Genomic DNA, 17,793 nt, shown 5'->3' with positions numbered 1-17,793 from the left:
GTTCTCCTGCGGTGTCTCCCGGTGTGCCCCCGCATGCCTGGGTATGTCATGTAATGCACCCCCCATACCCTCTGAGCCAAGGACCGTGATCCACGTGAAGGTCGGCATCCCCCGCGAGGTCAAGAACAACGAGTTCCGGGTGGCCATCACCCCCGCCGGTGTGCACGAGCTGGTGCGCAACGGCCACCAGGTCGTCATCGAGCGGGGCGCCGGCCTCGGCTCCTCGATCACGAACGAGGAGTACGTCGCCGCCGGTGCCACGCTGCTCGACACCGCCGACGAGGTGTGGGCCACGGCCGACCTGCTGCTGAAGGTCAAGGAGCCCATCGCGGAGGAGTACCACCGCCTCCGCAAGGACCAGACGCTCTTCACCTACCTGCACCTGGCCGCCTCCAAGGAGTGCACGGACGCGCTCATCGAGTCCGGCACCACGGCCATCGCCTACGAGACGGTGGAGCTGCCGAACCGCGCGCTGCCGCTGCTCGCCCCGATGTCCGAGGTCGCGGGCCGCCTGGCCCCGCAGGTCGGCGCCTACCACCTGATGCGCGCGGCCGGCGGCCGTGGCGTGCTGCCGGGCGGTGTCCCGGGCGTGACCCCGGCCAAGGCCGTGGTCATCGGCGGCGGTGTCTCCGGCTGGAACGCCACCCAGGTCGCCGTCGGCATGGGCTTCGACGTGACCCTGCTCGACCGCGACATCAACAAGCTGCGCGAGGCCGACAAGATCTTCGGTTCGAAGGTCAAGGCGATCATGTCCAACTCCTTCGAGCTGGAGAAGGCCGTCCTCGACGCGGACCTCGTCATCGGCGCGGTCCTCATCCCGGGCGCCAAGGCCCCGAAGCTGGTCACCAACGAGCTGGTGTCCCGCATGAAGCCCGGAAGTGTCCTTGTCGACATCGCGATCGACCAGGGCGGCTGCTTCGAGGACTCCCGCCCCACCACGCACGCCGAGCCGACCTTCCGCGTGCACAACTCGGTCTTCTACTGCGTCGCCAACATGCCGGGCGCGGTGCCGAACACCTCCACCAACGCCCTCACCAACGCGACGCTGCCGTACATCGTCTCGCTCGCCAACAACGGCTGGGTGGAGGCGCTGCGCCGCGACGCCGCGCTCGCCAAGGGTCTCAACACCCATGACGGCAAGGTCGTTTACAAGGAGGTCGCCGAGGCGCACGGCCTGGACCACGTCGAGCTGGAGTCCCTGCTCGGCTGACGCCCGACCGACCCCCGCGACCTGGTGGGTCGCTAAGTCACCCACAGGTAAAAGGCGATTCGTCAACACGTCTCGTCAACATCGCGCACCCGGCCGGACCTTGCCCGACAAGGTCCGGCCGGATGTGTGTATGGTCACTTTGCGACTCTCGGTCAACTCGCCTCGAACGTAACCCTTCGACCGATTCGCACACCGGTGAAACCTGCTGTGCGACGGCCGTACGCCCTTGACAGCGAGATGTTTCATTGCCGACACATCCTGCCGGGTCCGGCGGATTGTGTTGCTGCGGACCGCCGACACGCCATAGAGTCGCCAACCGTCGGCATGGTGCCACGCTGACCTTGTCTAGAAGTTTCCTGGTCACCAAGGAGGTAAGACGACTTGTGAATGAGTCGACATTTTCTCCCGGGGGTGGTCAACCAGGAATGCCGGTACGGGGCCAGGGCCCCACGGGATTCGAGGCTGTCGGCTCCGTAGCTGTGCGCACCTTCGCAGCCCACCAGAGTCCGGTACCGCAACCGGTCCGGACAGCACACCAGAGCATGGATGGCCATCACGTGAACGCCATGGCCGGCGACGGAAGTGGCGCGCCCCACAACCACTTCGCCGACTACGACGAACTGCCCGAGGGGCACTTCTACGACCCCGACGCCGAGTACGAGCCCGATCCGGAGTACGCGGCGACGCTGGCGCCCGACGCGGCCCGCCAGCGCCGTGAGCGCGTCGGTCCGACCGGCCGCCCGCTGCCGTACTTCCCGATCCCGGGCCCGCTGACCGACCACGGCCCCGCGAAGATCATCGCGATGTGCAACCAGAAGGGCGGCGTCGGCAAGACGACGTCGACCATCAACCTGGGTGCCGCGCTCGCGGAGTACGGCCGGCGTGTGCTGCTCGTGGACTTCGACCCGCAGGGCGCGCTGTCGGTCGGTCTCGGCGTCAACCCCATGGAGCTGGACCTCACCGTCTACAACCTGCTCATGGAGCGGGGCATGTCCGCGGACGAGGTGCTCCTGAAGACGGCGGTCCCCAACATGGACCTGCTGCCCAGCAACATCGACCTGTCGGCCGCCGAGGTGCAGCTGGTCTCCGAGGTCGCGCGCGAGTCGACGCTCCAGCGCGCCCTGAAGCCGCTGCTGCCCGACTACGACTACATCGTGATCGACTGTCAGCCCTCGCTCGGGCTGCTCACGGTCAACGCCCTGACGGCCGCTCACAAGGTGATAGTGCCGCTGGAGTGCGAGTTCTTCGCGCTGCGCGGTGTGGCCCTGCTGACCGAGACCATCGAGAAGGTCCAGGAGCGGCTCAACCCCGACCTGGAGCTGGACGGCATCCTCGCCACGATGTACGACTCGCGCACCGTGCACAGCCGTGAGGTGCTCGCGCGGGTCGTCGAGGCGTTCGACGACCACGTCTACCACACGGTCATCGGGCGCACGGTCCGCTTCCCGGAGACCACGGTCGCCGGTGAGCCGATCACCACCTACGCCTCCAACTCCGTCGGTGCCGCCGCCTATCGCCAGCTCGCCAGGGAGGTGCTCGCCCGGTGTCACGCCGAGTGAGTCTGCCCGGGGCCGACGAACTGTTCCGTACGACAGGGGGAATGGCGCTCCAGCCGTCCAGTCCCCGGCGCGGGACCAACGGTGAGGCCCGGGTGCCGGCTCCCGCGGGGGAGAGCGACGAGGTGGCCGCCACCGAGGACGCACCGCAGGCGGTGCCGGTCCAGAGCGGTGACGGAGAGGGCGCGGAGCATGTCGCGGCGGAGGCCGAGCAGGCCGAGGCCGGCGAGTCCCGCACCCGTCCGGCCAGGCGGCAGGCGGCGCAGGAAGGTTCTGCCGCCGCACAGCCGCGCAAGCGCGGGCGGGCGGCGAACCGGCGGCCCAGCGGGCGTGAGCGGCACGACGAGAAGATCACGGTGTACGTGTCGGCCGAGGAACTGATGGACCTGGAGCACGCTCGTCTCGTGCTCCGCGGCGAGCACGGTCTCGCCGTCGACCGCGGGCGGATCGTCCGCGAGGCGGTGGCCGTGGTCCTGGCCGACCTGGAGTCCCGTGGGGACGCGAGCATCCTCGTACGACGGCTGCGCGGACGGTAGCGGTAGCCTTCGGGGGCCATGACCTCGAACGAATCCGGCTCCGCCGGGCGCCGCCGGGTCCTCGGGCGGGGTCCGGGGGCTGTGGTTCCGCCTGCGCCGGACGGCCCGTCCGTGGCCGGGCCCGAGGCTCCCGCGCCTGCCGGTGGGGCGTTGCGCCCGCCCTCACCGCGCCCACCCTCACCCGCTCCCGGCCCCGCCCGAGCGGAGGAGCCCCCCGCGCCCGGTGGAACGGTCGTCCACGACGCCGGCGAGCCCGAGGAGGCGCCCGCAGCCGCCGTACCCCCAGAACCCGCGGCCACCGGGCCCGACGAGCCTCGTGACGGCGTCTTCAAGGTCCGCCTCGCCAACTTCGAGGGCCCCTTCGACCTGCTCCTCCAGCTGATCTCCAAGCACAAGATGGACGTCACCGAGGTCGCCCTGTCGAAGGTCACCGACGAGTTCATGGCGCACATCCGGGCTATGGGGCCGGACTGGGACCTGGACCAGACGACCGAGTTCCTGGTCGTGGCGGCCACCCTGCTCGACCTGAAGGCGGCCCGGCTGCTGCCGGCCGCCGAGGTGGAGGACGAGGCCGACCTCGCGCTGCTGGAGGCGCGGGACCTGCTGTTCGCGCGGCTGCTGCAGTACCGCGCCTACAAACAGATCGCGGACATCTTCAACGAGCGCCTCGACGAGGAGGCCCGCCGCCGGCCCCGTACCGTCGGCCTGGAGCCCGAGCACGCCGAGCTGCTGCCCGAGGTCGTCATCAGCATCGGCCCCGAGGGCTTCGCCAGGCTCGCGGTCAAGGCCATGCAGCCCAAGCCCAGGCCGCAGGTGTACGTCGACCACATCCACGCCCCGCTGGTCAGCGTCCAGGAGCAGGCGGGGATCGTGGTGGCGCGGCTGAAGGAGCTGGGCGAGGCGAGCTTCCGGGCCCTCGTGGCGGACACCGACGACACCCTGACGGTCGTGGCGCGGTTCCTCGCCCTGCTGGAGCTGTACCGCGAGAAGGCCGTCGCCCTGGAGCAGGAGGCCGCGCTCGGAGAGCTGACCGTGCGCTGGACGGGCGGGGACACGGACGCGGCGCCGATGGTCACCGACGAGTTCGACCGGCCGCCCGAGGCGCCCGGGGAGGAGAAGAAGGCATGAGCGAGGAGACCGCGGAACTCCCGGCGGGGCTGCGCGGCGTCGCCGACCTCGAGCTGAAGCCCGCCCTGGAGGCGATGCTCATGGTCGTGGACGAGCCCGCGACCGAGGAGCACCTGGCCAGGATCCTCGACCGGCCCAGGCGGCAGATCGCGGACGCGCTGCGCGAGCTGGCCGACGAGTACACCGTGCAGGGCCGCGGCTTCGAGCTGCGCTTCGTCGCCGGCGGCTGGCGCTTCTACACCCGTGCCGCGTACGCGCCGGCCGTCGAGCGGCTGGTGCTGGACGGCCAGACGGCCCGGCTGACCCAGGCGGCGCTGGAGACCCTGGCGGTCGTCGCCTACCGCCAGCCGGTCAGCCGCAGCCGCGTCTCCGCCGTGCGCGGAGTCAACTGCGACGGCGTCATGCGCACCCTCCTGCAACGGGGTCTGGTCGAGGAGGCGGGCGCGGAACCCGAAACAGGTGCGATCCTGTACAGGACGACGAACTACTTCCTGGAGCGGATGGGCCTGCGCGGCCTGGACGAACTTCCCGAGCTGGCGCCCTTCCTCCCGGAGGCTGAGGCGATCGAGGCCGAGACCCAGGAGGGAGTCCCGTCGTTCGACCCGGACGCGCCGGACGCGCCCGGCGGTCAGGACGCAGACGACTAAGACGGAAACCTTGATGCGAAGCAGCGGCAGCGGTAAGAGCGGCGGGCGCGGTAACTACCGCGGTGCCGGCAACGACAGGGACCAGAAGCAGGGGCAGGGCCGGCCCCGCAAGCCCCGCCCCGAGGAGCGCCGCTACGACGTGGGCCCCGGGGCCACCCAGGACGGCCCCAAGTCCGGGCGCGGCGGCGCGGCCCGCGGCGGCGCCAAGGGCGGCCCGAAGAAGCCCCAGCAGGGCGGCCGTACGGCCCCCGCACGCTCCCGCGAGTACGAGACGCGGGTCGAGGAGCGCAACCGGGAGCGGTACGCGGGCAAGAAGGACGTCAAGCTGCCCAAGACCTTCCCCGGCGCCGAGCAGGAGGGCGAGCGGCTGCAGAAGGTGCTCGCGCGCGCGGGCTACGGCTCCCGGCGTGCCTGCGAGGAGCTGATCGAGCAGGCCCGGGTGGAGATCAACGGCGAGATCGTGCTGGAGCAGGGCCGCCGCGTGGACCCGGAGAAGGACGAGGTCAAGGTCGACGGCCTGACGGTCGCGACCCAGTCGTACCAGTTCTTCTCGCTGAACAAGCCCGCCGGTGTGGTCTCCACCATGGAGGACCCCGAGGGCCGGCAGTGCCTCGGTGACTACGTCACCAACCGGGAGACGCGGCTCTTCCACGTCGGCCGGCTGGACACCGAGACCGAGGGTGTCATCCTGCTCACCAACCACGGCGAGCTGGCGCACCGCCTCACGCACCCGAAGTACGGCGTGAAGAAGACCTACCTCGCCGCCATCGTCGGCCCGATCCCGCGCGACCTCGGCAAGCGCCTGAAGGACGGCATCCAGCTGGAGGACGGCTACGCGCGCGCGGACCACTTCCGGGTCGTGGAGCAGACCGGCAAGAACTACCTGGTCGAGGTGACCCTGCACGAGGGCCGCAAGCACATCGTGCGGCGCATGCTCGCCGAGGCCGGCTTCCCGGTCGAGAAGCTGGTGCGCACCTCCTTCGGTCCGATCACCCTGGGCGACCAGAAGTCCGGCTGGCTGCGGCGCCTGTCGAACACCGAGGTCGGCATGCTGATGAAGGAAGTCGATCTCTAGAACGGACTTGCCGTGATCACCATCCCCTTTTATTGTCAGAGTGACGATAAAAGGGGATGGTGAATCGCGTGTCCAAACGTGCCGCAACGGGAGCACTTCTCGGTCTCGCCCTCGGGGACGCCCTCGGCTACCCGACCGAGTTCAAGACCGTGCCGTTGATCCACACGATGTTCGGGCCCTGGCGGGAGATGGAGCTGCCGCAGCGCGCCCGGGTGTCCGACGACACGCAGATGACCCTCGCTCTCGGACGGGGGCTCCGGACGGCCATGGAGCGCGGACTCCTCGCGCCGAAGCGGCTGGAGCGGCCGCTGCGCGAGGAGTTCGTGGACTGGTACCGGTCGCCGGAGAACAACCGGGCCCCGGGCAACACCTGCCTGACCGCGTGCGACCTCCTGACGGAGGAGGGGCGCCTCTGGCAGGACGCCAGTCAGGTCGGCTCCAAGGGATGCGGCGCCAACATGCGCGTCGCCCCCATCGGGCTCGCCCCGGGCCTGAGCGACGAACAGCGCGCCGGCGCCGCCCAGTTGCAGTCCGGGCTCACCCACGGCCACCCCACCGCGCTGGCCGCCTCCGACCTCACCGTCCGCGCCGTCCACCTGCTCGCGCAGGGCGTCGACCCGGCCGGTCTGGTCGGCCGGTTGCGCTCGTACGCGCTGGACCACCGCACCCGCTACGACCACACCTGGCTCGGCGACCTGTGGACCCGCTCCCAGGACCCCAGCCCCGAGCACTTCATCGCGCGCGGCTGGGACGAGTGCCTGGAGATCCTGGACCGCCTCCAGGAGGCCGTACGGACCGCCTCCCCGGAGGCCGACCCGTGCCTGGCCACCGGAGAGGGCTGGATCGCCGAGGAGGCCTTCGCCACCGGGCTGCTGTGCTTCCTGCTCTTCCCGGACGAGCCGGTCACGGCCCTGCGCCGGGCCGCGTGCACCGCCGGCGACTCCGACTCCATCGCCTGCCTCACCGGCGCCTTCGCGGGCGCCTGGCTGGGCGCGGACGCCTGGCCTGCCGACTGGACCGGGCGGATCGAGTACCGAGGCGACCTGTTGGCCCTGGGCGCGCTCTGGGACGCTTAGGCCCATGATCGAAGACCTCGACGTCGACCTCGCACCCGTGGTCGCGGAACAGCCCGACCCCCTGCTGTTCGCGACCGTCTCCGGAGCCCACCTGTACGGCTTCCCCTCGCAGGACTCGGACGTGGACCTGCGCGGCGTCCATCTGCTGCCGGCGGCCGAACTCGTCGGGCTGCGCGAACCGGAGGAGACCCGGTCACGGGCCTGGGTGCGGTTCGGTGTCGAGCTGGACCTCGTCACCCACGACCTGCGCAAGTTCGTACGGCTGATGCTCCGCCGCAACGGCTACGTCCTGGAACAGCTGCTCTCCCCCCTGGTCGTGCACAGCAGCGAGGCGCACCGGGAACTGGCCTCGCTCGTGCCGGGCGTCCTCACCGGCCACCACGCCCACCACTACCGCGGATTCGCCGTCACCCAGTGGCGGCTGTTCGAGAAGACCGGCGAACTCAAGCCGCTGCTCTACACGTTCCGGGTGCTGCTCACCGGCATCCACCTCATGCGCAGCGGCCAGGTCGAGGCCCATCTGCCCACGCTCCTGGAGCAGGTGGACGCCCCCGGCTACCTGCCCGAGCTGATAGCCGCCAAGGCGCAGCGGGAGCACGGGGCGGCCGAGGTCGTCCACGCGCGCGTGGAGGCCGACGTGGAGCGGCTGCACGCGCTGCTCGACGAGGCGCAGGACGCCTCAGCCCTCCCCGACGCGCCCACCGCGTACGACGCCCTGCACGACCTGGTCGTACGGCTGCGCCTGCAGGGCTGAGGCGCGGCGCACCCGGAAGAGGAAGTCCGCCACGCGCGCGTGGTCCGGCTCCGGCGGCAGCGGGGTGGCCCGCACGGCCTCCTCGGTCTCGGCCGCCAGCCGGACCATCCACGCCTCGGCCCGCGCCCACGGCACCTCGCCGCGCTTCACCGCGAGCAGGGGCTCCCGCTGGTCGCTCACGTCGATGCGCAGCTGCCCGGTCCGCAGCAGGTCGCGGGCGCTCATCAGGAGCCGCAGCAGGTGCATCGCGTGCTTCCAGCGCGGTGCACCCGTCGTGCGGACGTCCGCGTCGAGCTTCTTGCGCTGGCCGAGGGCGTAGCGGGTGAAGGTGGTGTGGACCTGGCGGGAGAGGAAGGCGCCGCGCAGGGACAGCAGCTCGCGGCCGGTGTCGTCCAGCTGCTCCACCAGCGGGGAGTGCAGGCACTCCAGGATGTTCGGGTTGCCGCGCAGCGCCAGCTCGCAGAACCGCTCCAGCTCCCAGGAGAACCGCTCCTCGCCCGGCCCCTCCACATGGGTCGGCGGCTTCTCGAACCGCCAGAAGAGGGGAGTGGGAGCGAGGAACACGCCCCGCCGGTCGGTGTCGCTCCCGTCCGTCGCCAGGCCGAAGGCCCGGGAACCCATGACACAGGTGTAGATCGTGTGGTCGCGTACCAGGTGCTCGGGCTGCATGCCCGGAGCGTACGCGGGCGCCTCACACCAGGCGGATCGAATTTCCCTCCACCGTGATCTCCCTGGTGGGCAGCGGCTTGGACGCCGGGCCGTGGGCCACCGCGCCGTCGGCGATCTGGAACTTGCTGCCGTGGCAGGGGCAGTCGATGGTGCCGTCCGCCACCCGGTTCACCGTGCAGCCCTGGTGCGTGCAGATCGCCGAGAACGCCTTGAACTCCCCCTTCTTCGGCTGGGTGACCACGACCTTCTGGGGCTTGAAGACCTTGCCGCCGCCTTCCGGGATGTCCGTGGTCTTCGCCAGCTCCTGCCCCTCGGGGGAGCCGGACGCCGAGGAGGCGGACGCTGAGGAGGCGGACGCCGGGGAGACGGACGCCGAGGAACTCTGGTCGTTGTTGCCGCCGCATCCCACGCAGGGCGCGGCGAGCGCCGCAGCGCCCGTCGCCAGAACCGTGCGCCGCGTCGCTGGCTGGGTCATGTCACCACTCCGTACAGACGATGAAGAACAAGGGGTCAAACCGGTGCATACCGGAACGATCGCATCGTCTCAGTCATCGGGCGCCGCGCGCCCCGTCCGCGCGGGCTGACTACGCTGGACGGGCCAGCACAGACACACCTGTCAGCGAGGAGCAGCGCCGTGGCGGTACGAGCGGTCCGGGGGGCCGTCCAACTCGAACGGGACGAGGCCGGACACATGGACGAGCAGGTCGGAGCACTGCTCACCGCCATCCTGGAACGGAACGGACTGACCGCCGACGACCTGATCAGCATCTGGTTCACGGCCACCCCCGACCTGCACAGCGACTTCCCGGCCGCCGCCGCCCGCAAGCTCGGCATCGTCGACGTCCCCCTGATCTGCGCCCAGGAACTCGACATCGAGGGCGCCATGCCCCGCGTCGTGCGCGTCCTCGCGCACGTCGACTCGGACCGGCCCCGCACCGGCATCTCCCACGTCTACCTCGGCGCCGCGGCCGCCCTGCGCAAGGACATCGCCCAGTGAGAACCGCACTCGTCATCGGAACCGGGCTGATCGGCACCTCCGCCGCCCTCGCCCTCGCCCAGCGCGGGGTCACCGTCCACCTCGCCGACCACGACCCCGAGCAGGCCCGGACGGCCGCCGCGCTGGGCGCGGGCACCGACGAGGCCCCCGAGGGACCCGTCGACCTGGCGATCGTGGCCGCCCCGCCCGCGCACGTGGCCGGCGTGCTCGCCGACGCCATGCGCCGGGGCGTGGCCCGCGGCTACCTGGACGTGGCCAGCGTCAAGGGCGGCCCGCGCCGCGAGCTGGAGGCGCTCGGCCTGGACCTCACGGCCTACATCGGCACGCACCCCATGTCCGGCCGCGAGAAGTCCGGCCCGCTGGCCGCCACCGGCGACCTCTTCGAGGGCCGCCCCTGGGTGCTCACCCCGACCCGCGACACCGACACCGAGGTGCTGAACCTCGCCCTGGAGCTGGTCTCGCACTGCCGGGCCGTCCCGGTCGTCATGGACGCCGACGCCCACGACCGTGCCGTCGCCCTCGTCTCGCACATGCCCCACCTGGTGTCCAACATGGTCGCCGCGCGCCTGGAGCACGCCGAGGAGGCGGCCGTACGGCTGTGCGGACAGGGCATCCGGGACGTGACCCGGATCGCCGCCTCCGACCCGGGTATGTGGATCGACATCCTGTCCGCGAACCCGGGCCCGGTCGCCGACCTGCTCTCCGACGTCGCCACCGACCTGGACGAGACCGTGCGGGCCCTGCGCGCCCTGCAGTCCTCCGACGAGGACAAGCGGCGCGAGGGCGGCATCGGCATCGAGGACGTGCTGCGCCGCGGGAACGCGGGCCAGGTGCGGGTACCCGGCAAGCACGGCAGCGCGCCGCGGGTGTACGAGACCGTCGTCGTGCTCATCGACGACCAGCCCGGCCAGCTGGCCCGCATCTTCGCCGACGCGGGACGGGCCGGGGTCAACGTCGAGGACGTACGCATCGAGCATGCGACCGGTCAGCAGGCCGGCCTCGTCCAGCTCATGGTCGAGCCGAAGGCGGCGGCGGCGCTGACGCAGGCACTGCGCGAGCGGGGCTGGGCCCTGCGCCGGTAATGCCCGGTGAGGGCGCCTCCCGCGAGCCAGTAACCTTGTGCGGGGCGCCCTCGCGTCCCGCACCCCGCCCACCACCCTTCACCAGGAAGGTGCCCTCCCGTGGAAAACGGCGCCGCCCCGACCGCCAAGCCCGTGATCGTCGCCATCGACGGTCCCTCCGGCACGGGCAAGTCGAGCACGTCGAAGGCCGTGGCCGCGCAGCTCGGCCTCAGCTACCTGGACACCGGTGCCCAGTACCGGGCGATCACCTGGTGGATGGTGACCAACGGCATCGACCTCGAGGACCCCACCGCCATCGCCGCCGTGGCGGGCAAGCCGGAGATCGTCTCCGGCACCGACCCGGCCGCCCCGACCATCACGGTCGACGGCGTGGACGTGGCCGCACCGATCCGCACCCAGGAGGTCACCTCCCAGGTCAGCGCGGTCAGCGCGGTGCCCGACGTGCGCGCCCGGATCACCGAACTGCAGCGCTCGCTGGCCACCGGCGCGGAGAACGGCATCGTGGTCGAGGGCCGGGACATCGGTACCACCGTCCTGCCGGACGCCGACCTGAAGATCTTCCTCACCGCCTCCCCGGAGGCCCGCGCGGCCCGCCGCAGCGGCGAGCTGAAGGGTGCCGACATACACGCCACCCGCGAGGCCCTGATCAAGCGCGACGCGGCCGACTCCAGCCGCAAGACCTCGCCGCTCGCCAAGGCCGGCGACGCGGTCGAGGTGGACACCACCGAGCTGACCCTCGCCCAGGTCATCGAGTGCGTCGTCACGCTGGTCGAGGAGAAGCGGGCCGGGAAGTGACCCAGCCGTCGATCCCCTCGGAGCGGGGTGCCGAGGTCGGGCGGCGCATCGGCGTCGGCCTGATGTTCGGGCTGTGGAAGCCGCGCGTGCTCGGCGCCTGGAAGGTGCCCGCGACCGGACCGGTGATCTTCGCGGTCAACCACTCCCACAACATCGACGGCCCGATGGTCATGGGCGTGGCGCCCCGGCCGACGCACTTCCTGATCAAGAAGGAGGCGTTCGTCGGCCCGCTGGACCCGTTCCTGACCGGCATCGGCCAGCTGAAGGTGGACCGCACGTCCGCCGACCGCACCGCCATCACCCAGGCCCTCGGCCTGCTCGAGGCCGGGGGAGTGCTCGGCATCTTCCCGGAGGGCACCCGGGGCGAGGGCGACTTCGCCTCCCTGCGCGCCGGGCTCGCCTACTTCGCGGTCCGCAGCGGGGCGCCGATCGTGCCCATCGCCGTACTGGGAAGTTCCGAGCGGCGCGGACGGTTGATAAAGGGGCTTCCGCCCCTGCGCTCCCGCGTCGACGTCGTCTTCGGCGACCCCTTCGACGCGGGCGACGGCAGCGGGCGGCGCACGCGCAGGGCGCTGGACGAGGCGACCGAGCGCATCCAGAAGCAGCTCACCAGCCACCTGGAAAACGCCAGGCGCCTGACCGGGCGCTAGGCGACACTTGAGTAGTGGATCAGCCCACGCGGGGCCGTTCCACCGATCACCACGAATGAACGACGAGGTACGGACTTCATGAACGACCAGAACCAGCCCGGCGGCTCGGCTGAGCACGAGTACGACCACGGGGCTCTCGGCGACGCCGAGTACGCGGAGTTCATGGAGCTAGCCGCGGAAGAGGGCTTCGACATCGAGGACGTCGAGGGCGCCATCGAGGCGGCGGGCCACGGTCCGCTGCCCGTGCTCGCCGTCGTCGGCCGCCCCAATGTCGGCAAGTCGACGCTGGTCAACCGGTTCATCGGCCGCCGCGAGGCGGTCGTGGAGGACCGGCCCGGTGTCACCCGCGACCGCGTCACCTACGAGGCCGAGTGGGCCGGCCGCCGCTTCAAGGTCGTCGACACCGGCGGCTGGGAGCAGGACGTCCTCGGCATCGACGCCTCCGTGGCCGCCCAGGCCGAGTACGCGATCGAGGCCGCCGACGCGGTCGTCTTCGTCGTCGACGCCAAGGTCGGCGCGACCGACACCGACGAGGCGGTCGTACGGCTGCTGCGCAAGGCCGGCAAGCCGGTCGTGCTGTGCGCCAACAAGGTCGACGGCCCGAGCGGCGAGGCCGACGCGGCCTACCTCTGGAACCTCGGCCTCGGCGAGCCCCATCCGGTCTCCGCCCTGCACGGCCGCGGCACCGGCGACATGCTGGACGCCGTCCTGGAGGCGCTGCCCGAGGCACCCGAGCAGAGCTTCGGCACGGCCGTCGGCGGCCCGCGCCGCATCGCCCTGATCGGCCGCCCGAACGTCGGCAAGTCCTCCCTGCTGAACAAGGTCGCCGGCGAGGAGCGCGTCGTCGTCAACGAGCTGGCGGGCACCACCCGCGACCCGGTCGACGAGATGATCGAACTCGGCGGCAAGACCTGGAAGTTCGTCGACACCGCCGGTATCCGCAAGCGCGTCCACCTCCAGCAGGGCGCCGACTACTACGCCTCCCTGCGCACGGCCGCCGCCGTGGAGAAGGCCGAGGTCGCGGTCGTCCTGATCGACGCCTCCGAGAACATCTCCGTACAGGACCAGCGGATCGTCACCATGGCCGTCGAGGCGGGCCGCGCGATGGTCGTCGCCTTCAACAAGTGGGACACCCTCGACGAGGAGCGCCGCTACTACCTGGAGCGGGAGATCGAGACCGAGCTGGGCCAGGTCGCCTGGGCCCCGCGCGTCAACGTCTCGGCCCAGACCGGCCGGCACATGGAGAAGCTGGTCCCGGCGATCGAGACCGCCCTCGCCGGCTGGGAGACCCGCGTCCCCACCGGCCGCCTCAACGCCTTCCTCGGCGAGCTGGTCTCGGCCCACCCCCACCCGGTCCGGGGCGGCAAGCAGCCGCGCATCCTCTTCGGCACCCAGGCCGGCACCAAGCCCCCGCGGTTCGTGCTCTTCGCCTCCGGCTTCATCGAGGCGGGCTACCGGCGCTTCATCGAGCGCCGGCTGCGCGAGGAGTTCGGTTTCGCGGGCACCCCGATCCACATCTCGGTGCGGGTGCGCGAGAAGCGCGGCGCCAAGAAGAAGTAGCAGCCGTACGACGTGAAGGGCGGCTCCCGGAGATCCGGGGGCCGCCCTTCACCGTCCGTCCGTCACGTCCCTCGGCGCGGTCCCGGGGGCAGCGGCAGCGCCGCCGGGACATGGTGCATCCCGGTGTCCTGCTGCCGCCCGAGCGTGCCGACCCGCTGCCACTGCGGGTGGGAGTGCGACTGCTGCCGCGCGCTGTACGCCCCGGCGCTGTAGGCGCTGTACGAGCTGGTGAACGACCCCGCCCGGTGCCCGCCGTACGACCCGAGACCGTCCGGGAAGTCCCCGAAGGCGCTGAACCGCAGGTTCTCCTCGCCGCTGCGGTCACCCGGCAGCGTACGAAAGCTCTTGACCCATTCCGCGTAGAGCGAGTCGTAGATCGGCGTGGCCGATGGCCCGCCGGACCCCTCCTGCCCCGCGCGAGCGGACGGAACGGAGGCGAACGAGGACCGGCGGGGAGGGGGAGTGTCGTATGCGTGCACGTATGTCCAAACGACCGGAACCTCGAAGGGATGCGGTCACCGCGTCAGGGGCGCGGGGAGCCACGCGAGAAACCACGGACGGCCCGCGCCCGCCGGATCACGCGCAACCCCCCACCCGCCGGGCTACTGTCAGGTCCCGGCAAGGGGAAGCGCCGCCGCGACCAACTGCCCGTTCGCGGCGGCCTTGTCCAGCGCCTCCCGCAGCAGGTCCTCCCGCGGCTGCCGCCCGATCGACCCCACCGGCGCCGCGAACATCAGTACCTGCTGGTGCTTGTTGGCCGCCGCCCGCCAGCTGTCCGTCACCTGCAGCGGCTGATGCGCCTGCCACCAGGCGACCGGCTGCCCCCCGTGGGCGCCGGGCTGGAGCACCGCGTGCAGCTGGCCCACGGCGAGCAGCACCGACCAGCCGTGCAGCACCGGCGGCACCGAGGTCAGCTCGGTCACCGGCATGTAGCCCTGCTCGATGAGCAGCGGGAGGAAGTCGTCGCCGGCCCCGAGGGTGCCCGGGCGCACGATCGGCGAGGTCGGCTCGACGACGAGCGCCGGGTGCAACTCGCCCTCGACCAGGATCAGCCCGCTCGTCACGCCGAGCACCGCCTGCTCGGGCGCCGCCTGCTGCTGGGCGGCGCCGCCGAAGCCGCCACCGGCGCCGCCGATGGAACGAACGGCACCCTGCAGCTGCTCCTCGGTGACCTGGACGACCTGCGAGGGCAGGCAGCCGGCGTGGGCGAAGGCGAGGACGGCGGTCTCGTCGCCGATGAACAGAACGGTGCTGGTGCGCTCCTGCTCGGAGTCGCCCGGGGTGCGACAGGACGTGCAGTCGTAACTGCCCGGGGCGTTCTCTCCGGCGAGCAGCCGGTCGGCTTCTTCGTCGCCGATCTCGGCGCGTACGGCGTCGCTGACGTCGAGCATGCGCGGCACGGGTGGCTCCCTCGGGATGCGGTGCTGGGTCGGCCGGGTGGCTCCCGGCCGATGAGCCCCGGGGTTGCGGGCTCATGAAGAAGACAACGGACGTCCTGTGGTGGGAGTCACGCCCCGAGCCGAACCGGTTCGAACCATCCACCGCCGAGTGTCACCTTCGGTGCGGAATCGGCCACTCCCCGTCAACTCTCCGGCCAGTCAAGGGACTTGAGCGAGTGAAGTGGGTCACAGATCGCTTGAGCGGTTGGTCGACATATCACGAAATCAGCGGATGAAATGGGTGGCGTAAAATCGCCGCTACTTGCGGTAACAAGCAACTGGCCTGGAGCGAAGGGCAGTTGGTTGATTCCGGTCGCTCGTCCTCCATACATTCCTCCGCCGTGTGCAACGAGCACCGCTCGGGTACGTCCGCCGGCCGGCACAGGCAGCACGATCGCCGACACCGGCCGCGGCGGACGGGGCGGGCGCGTGGAACCGCGGTCGTCCGCGGTGAGGCGCGCTCCGCCTGGGGGAGCCCGGGTTCGTGGAGAGGGATTCACATGTCCGAATGTGCCGATACCACCCGCAACACCGCCCGTCCCGACAGCGCCCGCAAGGGCCGTACGACGGCCGCGCTCGCCGGAGCCGCACTGCTGGCCCCGCTGGGACTGCTGGCCGCGACCGGCAACGCCGCCGCGGCGGACAACGGAGTGTGGGACCGCATCGCCCAGTGCGAGAGCGGCGGCAACTGGCACATCAACACCGGCAACGGCTACTACGGCGGACTCCAGTTCTCCGCCGGCACCTGGCGCGCGTACGGCGGCACCGCCTACGCCCCGACGGCCGACCAGGCCTCCAGGAGCGCGCAGATCGCCGTCGCCACCAAGGTTCAGCGGGCCCAGGGCTGGGGCGCCTGGCCGGTCTGTTCGGCCCGCGCCGGAGCCTTCGGCGCGGCACCCTCGGCCGCTTCCCCGGGTTCCTCCGGCAGCGCCGCCTCCAAGGGCGTGACGACGAAGTCCGCCCCGGCGAGGACGAAGACGACGACGAAGACGACGACGCGGCAGCGTCCCCCGGCGCACACCGGCCGCAGCGCGTCCCGCGGTGACTACACCGTCCGCGAAGGCGACACGCTGAGCACCATCGCGGCCCGGCACGGGACCACCTGGCAGCGGATCTACGCCGCCAACAAGGCCGTCATCGGCGGTGACCCCGACCTGATCGTGCCCGGCCAGCGCCTGGCTCTCTGAGCGGCGAACGTCCGGCGCAGGACAGCCGCTGTCCCGATGAGGACAGCGGCTGTCCGCATCCGCTGGCAGACTCGGCCCCATGTTGGAGACCTCGGCACGACTGCTGCGCCTGCTCTCACTGCTCCAGGCCCACCGCGAATGGTCCGGCGCGGAACTCGCCGACCGGCTCGGCGTCACGGCGCGCACGGTCCGCCGGGACGTGGACCGGCTGCGCGAGCTGGGCTACCCGGTCAACGCCAGCCCCGGCACCGGCGGCGGCTACCAGCTGGGCGCCGGCGCCGAACTCCCGCCGCTGCTGCTGGACGACGACGAGGCCGTCGCGGTGGCCGTGGGCCTGCGCACGGCCGCCGGGCACGGCATCGAGGGCATCGGCGAGACCTCCGTACGCGCCCTCGCCAAGCTGGAGCAGGTGCTGCCGGACCGGCTGCGCCGCCGGGTGAGCGCCCTCAACGCCTTCACCGTGCCGATGCTGCGCGGCGGCCCGCCGGTGTCCCCCGTCGACCCGGCCCTGCTCACCGAACTCGCCCACCTGTGCCGGGACGCCGAGCGGCTGCGGTTCGCGTACGAGAGTCACGAGGGCGCCGCGAGCCGCCGTACCGTCGAGCCGTACCGGCTGGTGTGCACCGAGCGGCGCTGGTACCTGGTCGCCTGGGACGTAGACCGGGCGGACTGGCGCACCTTCCGCGTCGACCGCATCACCCCCAAGCCGCCGCACGGGCCGCGCTTCACCCCGCGCGAGCCGCCCGCCGAGGACCTCGCCGCCTATGTGTCGCAGGGCGTCTCCACGCGCGCGTACGCCACGCACTCCGCCGTCCGGCTGCCGGTGCCGCTGCACGAGGCCGCCGAGCGGGTCTCGCCGTCCGCCGGGACGCTGGAGGCCGACGGGGAGGACGCGTGCATCCTGCGCAGCGGGGCCGCGAGCCTGGACGTGATGGTCATCCACATCATGATGCTGGGCCTGCCCTTCGAGGTGCTGGAGCCCGTCGAACTGACCGACGCGGTCAGGAGGATCCGGGACCGGCTCGACGACGCTCTGGCCCGGGCCGGGGAGCGGCCGTAGCCCCCCAGGGGGCATCGGGCGGGGTACGGCGGTCATGTGCCGAATCCGTGAAATTCCTATGCGGCGTCAGCTGCCGGGACACCGCGGCGGATTGCCGGAGGAATCGCGCCCCCGGGCCCGCCCCGATCGCCATTGCGGCACTTTCGGCCGGGTATTTCGAGGACGCATCGCGACACGCGTTAATTCTGTTCGATTACCCCGGTAAGCCGTAGGGAAACCCCCGTACGTGTGACGCCCGCTGCGGTGGCGGTCGATGTCACCGCGAGGGAAACACGGGCCGGGAAGCTGTGACAGAAGTGTGACCGGGGGCGGATGCTTCTCTTACCCGGCCGTGCCCGGCTCTTACCCGGCGGTGCCCGGCTTCCGTCGCCG

Annotated in this window: 19 protein-coding genes; 15 read left to right on the top strand and 4 right to left on the bottom strand. The window is 71.7% G+C overall.

The features are described from left to right. The first annotated feature begins 94 nt into the window (after nt 1-94). The 8 genes from ald to ACZ5CW_RS38860 all read left to right on the top strand — a co-directional run bounded on the left by ald (nt 95) and on the right by ACZ5CW_RS38860 (nt 7,982). Nucleotides 95-1,210 carry an alanine dehydrogenase gene (ald, locus tag ACZ5CW_RS38895; RefSeq protein ID WP_468610182.1) on the top strand — a complete coding sequence of 372 codons (1,116 nt, stop codon included), beginning with the start codon at nt 95-97 and terminating at the stop codon, nt 1,208-1,210. Nucleotides 1,211-1,635: 425 nt separating this feature from the next. Continuing rightward, nucleotides 1,636-2,769, top strand: a complete 1,134-nt coding sequence (locus ACZ5CW_RS38890) for a ParA family protein (protein WP_468610144.1) — start codon at nt 1,636-1,638, stop codon at nt 2,767-2,769. Continuing rightward, complete coding sequence (locus ACZ5CW_RS38885; protein ID WP_468610142.1) at nt 2,754-3,302, top strand: hypothetical protein; 549 nt, start codon at nt 2,754-2,756, stop codon at nt 3,300-3,302. Before ACZ5CW_RS38890 ends, ACZ5CW_RS38885 begins: the two co-directional genes overlap by 16 nt. A gap of 18 nt (nt 3,303-3,320) precedes the next feature. After that, nucleotides 3,321-4,430, top strand: a complete 1,110-nt coding sequence (locus ACZ5CW_RS38880) for a segregation and condensation protein A (RefSeq protein ID WP_468610140.1) — start codon at nt 3,321-3,323, stop codon at nt 4,428-4,430. Then, complete coding sequence (gene scpB, locus ACZ5CW_RS38875) at nt 4,427-5,077, top strand: SMC-Scp complex subunit ScpB (protein WP_468610138.1); 651 nt, start codon at nt 4,427-4,429, stop codon at nt 5,075-5,077. Before ACZ5CW_RS38880 ends, scpB begins: the two co-directional genes overlap by 4 nt. Nucleotides 5,078-5,090: 13 nt before the next feature. After that, a complete protein-coding gene (locus ACZ5CW_RS38870) occupies nt 5,091-6,152 on the top strand; it encodes a pseudouridine synthase (RefSeq protein WP_468610136.1) in 1,062 nt (353 codons plus the stop codon). 56 nt (nt 6,153-6,208) lie between these two features. Then, on the top strand, nt 6,209-7,228 hold the full coding sequence (locus tag ACZ5CW_RS38865) for an ADP-ribosylglycohydrolase family protein (protein WP_468610134.1): 1,020 nt from the start codon (nt 6,209-6,211) through the stop codon (nt 7,226-7,228). 4 nt (nt 7,229-7,232) lie between these two features. Next, the gene (locus ACZ5CW_RS38860) at nt 7,233-7,982 is read left to right on the top strand and encodes a nucleotidyltransferase domain-containing protein (RefSeq protein WP_468610132.1); all 750 of its coding nucleotides are present in this window, start codon (nt 7,233-7,235) and stop codon (nt 7,980-7,982) included. Here ACZ5CW_RS38860 and ACZ5CW_RS38855 read toward each other — a convergent pair. Next, nucleotides 7,908-8,651 carry a nucleotidyltransferase domain-containing protein gene (locus tag ACZ5CW_RS38855; protein ID WP_468610130.1) on the bottom strand — a complete coding sequence of 248 codons (744 nt, stop codon included), beginning with the start codon at nt 8,649-8,651 and terminating at the stop codon, nt 7,908-7,910. The two genes, ACZ5CW_RS38860 and ACZ5CW_RS38855, sit on opposite strands and share 75 nt — an antisense overlap. A gap of 22 nt (nt 8,652-8,673) precedes the next feature. Continuing rightward, on the bottom strand, nt 8,674-9,126 hold the full coding sequence (locus tag ACZ5CW_RS38850) for a Rieske (2Fe-2S) protein (RefSeq protein ID WP_468610128.1): 453 nt from the start codon (nt 9,124-9,126) through the stop codon (nt 8,674-8,676). Nucleotides 9,127-9,285: 159 nt separating this feature from the next. Here ACZ5CW_RS38850 and aroH point away from each other — a divergent pair, with 159 nt between their 5' ends. From aroH to der, 5 genes are all read left to right on the top strand, one after another. Next, complete coding sequence (aroH, locus tag ACZ5CW_RS38845; protein WP_468610126.1) at nt 9,286-9,648, top strand: chorismate mutase; 363 nt, start codon at nt 9,286-9,288, stop codon at nt 9,646-9,648. Further along, nucleotides 9,645-10,730 carry a prephenate dehydrogenase gene (locus ACZ5CW_RS38840; RefSeq protein ID WP_468610124.1) on the top strand — a complete coding sequence of 362 codons (1,086 nt, stop codon included), beginning with the start codon at nt 9,645-9,647 and terminating at the stop codon, nt 10,728-10,730. Before aroH ends, ACZ5CW_RS38840 begins: the two co-directional genes overlap by 4 nt. Nucleotides 10,731-10,829: 99 nt before the next feature. Beyond that, entirely contained in the window at nt 10,830-11,525 is a 696-nt protein-coding gene (gene cmk, locus ACZ5CW_RS38835) for a (d)CMP kinase (RefSeq protein ID WP_468610122.1), read from the top strand. Between the two features lie 62 nt (nt 11,526-11,587). Continuing rightward, on the top strand, nt 11,588-12,175 hold the full coding sequence (locus ACZ5CW_RS38830; RefSeq protein ID WP_468610180.1) for a lysophospholipid acyltransferase family protein: 588 nt from the start codon (nt 11,588-11,590) through the stop codon (nt 12,173-12,175). Between the two features lie 78 nt (nt 12,176-12,253). Then, the gene (gene der, locus ACZ5CW_RS38825) at nt 12,254-13,735 is read left to right on the top strand and encodes a ribosome biogenesis GTPase Der (RefSeq protein ID WP_468610120.1); all 1,482 of its coding nucleotides are present in this window, start codon (nt 12,254-12,256) and stop codon (nt 13,733-13,735) included. Nucleotides 13,736-13,797: 62 nt separating this feature from the next. Here der and ACZ5CW_RS38820 read toward each other — a convergent pair whose 3' ends face one another. Continuing rightward, nucleotides 13,798-14,214: a hypothetical protein gene (locus tag ACZ5CW_RS38820; protein WP_468610118.1), complete on the bottom strand. Its 417-nt coding sequence runs from the start codon at nt 14,212-14,214 to the stop codon at nt 13,798-13,800. Between the two features lie 129 nt (nt 14,215-14,343). After that, complete coding sequence (locus tag ACZ5CW_RS38815) at nt 14,344-15,135, bottom strand: hypothetical protein (protein ID WP_468610116.1); 792 nt, start codon at nt 15,133-15,135, stop codon at nt 14,344-14,346. A gap of 539 nt (nt 15,136-15,674) precedes the next feature. Between ACZ5CW_RS38815 and ACZ5CW_RS38810 the strand changes: the two genes are divergently transcribed. Beyond that, nucleotides 15,675-16,361, top strand: coding sequence for a LysM peptidoglycan-binding domain-containing protein (locus ACZ5CW_RS38810; RefSeq protein ID WP_468610114.1), 687 nt, complete (start codon nt 15,675-15,677; stop codon nt 16,359-16,361). A 79-nt stretch (nt 16,362-16,440) separates the two neighbouring features. Then, nucleotides 16,441-17,421, top strand: coding sequence for a helix-turn-helix transcriptional regulator (locus tag ACZ5CW_RS38805; protein WP_468610112.1), 981 nt, complete (start codon nt 16,441-16,443; stop codon nt 17,419-17,421). Nucleotides 17,422-17,793: the final 372 nt, after the last annotated feature.

The organism is Streptomyces sp. NPDC031379, assembly GCF_055569615.1.
Note: the sequence above shows the minus strand (reverse complement) of the source record. Positions and strands in the feature narration are given on the sequence as shown.

Bases quoted from the DNA above. Each gene is read 5' to 3' on its own strand.
- ACZ5CW_RS38855 (WP_468610130.1), bottom strand. From the start codon at position 8,651: ATGCAGCCCGAGCACCTGGTACGCGACCACACGATCTACACCTGTGTC.
- der (WP_468610120.1), top strand. From the start codon at position 12,254: ATGAACGACCAGAACCAGCCCGGCGGCTCGGCTGAGCACGAGTACGAC.
- ACZ5CW_RS38890 (WP_468610144.1), top strand. From the start codon at position 1,636: ATGCCGGTACGGGGCCAGGGCCCCACGGGATTCGAGGCTGTCGGCTCC.
- ACZ5CW_RS38860 (WP_468610132.1), top strand. From the start codon at position 7,233: ATGATCGAAGACCTCGACGTCGACCTCGCACCCGTGGTCGCGGAACAG.
- scpB (WP_468610138.1), top strand. From the start codon at position 4,427: ATGAGCGAGGAGACCGCGGAACTCCCGGCGGGGCTGCGCGGCGTCGCC.
- ACZ5CW_RS38880 (WP_468610140.1), top strand. From the start codon at position 3,321: ATGACCTCGAACGAATCCGGCTCCGCCGGGCGCCGCCGGGTCCTCGGG.
- ACZ5CW_RS38830 (WP_468610180.1), top strand. From the start codon at position 11,588: ATGTTCGGGCTGTGGAAGCCGCGCGTGCTCGGCGCCTGGAAGGTGCCC.
- ACZ5CW_RS38865 (WP_468610134.1), top strand. From the start codon at position 6,209: ATGGTGAATCGCGTGTCCAAACGTGCCGCAACGGGAGCACTTCTCGGT.
- ACZ5CW_RS38810 (WP_468610114.1), top strand. From the start codon at position 15,675: ATGTCCGAATGTGCCGATACCACCCGCAACACCGCCCGTCCCGACAGC.
- ACZ5CW_RS38870 (WP_468610136.1), top strand. From the start codon at position 5,091: ATGCGAAGCAGCGGCAGCGGTAAGAGCGGCGGGCGCGGTAACTACCGC.
- ACZ5CW_RS38805 (WP_468610112.1), top strand. From the start codon at position 16,441: ATGTTGGAGACCTCGGCACGACTGCTGCGCCTGCTCTCACTGCTCCAG.
- ACZ5CW_RS38850 (WP_468610128.1), bottom strand. From the start codon at position 9,126: ATGACCCAGCCAGCGACGCGGCGCACGGTTCTGGCGACGGGCGCTGCG.